We start from the raw sequence: 1367 nt of genomic DNA on the forward strand, positions 1-1367 counted from the left end.
TCAGGGTGGCGCCGCAGGTGGTCTTCATGCCATCCAAGGCTACGGGGATACCGTTGACGGAATAGGTGCTGCTGCCTTCGGCGATCGGGAAGGGGCCTTTGCATAAGGGGCACATCACCATGTGGCCTTTACCCGCCATCGGCTTGCCGTTGAGGTTGGTGTGGGGGATGGATTCGGTGACAACGCCGCCGTGGTCGGTGGTGTCGCCGAGGCGGATGATGGTTTTCATACAATCTTCACAATAGCTATACCGTTATACTTCATGAAATTGTTTGGGGATGGCATATATCCTTACGATATCCTCATTGCAAGCTTGGTCAAGAAATCTACTTTCGTAAAATATGAAGCTGTTTTTCAAGTTGCATCTTGAAAAGTGCTCTTGAATTTTTGCAAATTCGATAGATTTTTCATTGGGATTATTCTGTTTTAAGCGTGCTTTAAAATTGTTGTCTTCTTTTTGATTTGGATAGATGAATATGTTTGGAATGATGGGGCGATTTTCGCAAGCGTCACCAAAGTCTGTAAATGATATAGCGATGAATAGCTCGTCTTCTGTTATGTTTTTTGCTCGTGCTATAGTATTTATTGCATTTAACAGGAATACTGAAAAGCCGATCAAAAAGTCTGTAGTGTTGCTTTTTCCTAAGGATTCTGAGAGTAGATCTGCTCTGCTGTACCTTGATATGAGTGGGATTTCCTCGAAACTATCATGGCTTTCAAAGAATACATCCATGTCGTTGTATGGTTCTTGACTGATTATAAATTTGTATAGGTCTGTAAGTTTCATTTTTTCGGTATTTCCCATCCGTGATTATTTGGCCAGTCGATTGTTTTATTGGAGAAGGTTACATCGCCCTTTCCTTTGTCATGAATTGTCCCATCAAGATTGTAGCCTGACCCGCATGGGCAATGTGCATGCCACTGACTGTTGGGTACGCTCTGTTCCGGTCCGTCAATTCGTACAATTTCAGGCGGCGCTTGCTCTCTTTTAACTTTATTTTGAGCTTGTTTTGGGGTTCCGCCTGATCCGCCTTTCTTTTTGGCGAGGCCAAGTGGATCGATCCACTCCACCGGATTTGGCGCATAGGCATACACATTCAAGTCACCCGCAAACCCAATCGGGTCCTTGCCAATAAACCGCCCCACCTGCGGATCATAGTACCGATAGCGGTTGTAGTGCAGCCCGGTTTCCACATCGAAGTACTGCCCTTGAAAGCGCAACGAATTGCGGATGTCCGCCCGTTTGGCGGTCTCGCTGCGTTGCTCCTTGGCCAGGCCCCAGGCCTTGTAGACCCCGCTCCAGGCGATGTCGCCGTGTTCGTCCGTCAACTCCATCGGCGTGCCAAGGTGGTCGCATTGGTACCAGG

The 1367-nt window shown here is 47.3% G+C and carries 3 protein-coding genes; all 3 read right to left on the minus strand.

Annotated features, from left to right (window positions below; genetic code table 11):
• Window positions 1–229, minus strand: a 229-nt coding sequence (locus AACY42_RS28440) for a PAAR domain-containing protein (protein WP_339483828.1), incomplete at its 3' end; no start/stop codon positions are given.
• A gap of 24 nt (window positions 230–253) precedes the next feature.
• Window positions 254–787, minus strand: coding sequence for an Imm15 family immunity protein (locus AACY42_RS28445; protein WP_339483829.1), 534 nt, complete (start codon window positions 785–787; stop codon window positions 254–256).
• Window positions 784–1367, minus strand: a 584-nt coding sequence (locus tag AACY42_RS28450) for an RHS repeat domain-containing protein (protein WP_339483830.1), incomplete at its 5' end; no start/stop codon positions are given. The genes AACY42_RS28445 and AACY42_RS28450, both read right to left, overlap by 4 nt.

Source organism: Pseudomonas sp. RL_5y_Pfl2_73, from assembly GCF_963970515.1.
In the GTDB taxonomy this organism is placed as follows: domain Bacteria; phylum Pseudomonadota; class Gammaproteobacteria; order Pseudomonadales; family Pseudomonadaceae; genus Aquipseudomonas.

Coding starts and splice junctions, on each gene's coding strand:
- AACY42_RS28445 (WP_339483829.1), bottom strand. CDS start 787: ATGAAACTTACAGACCTATACAAATTTATAATCAGTCAAGAACCATAC.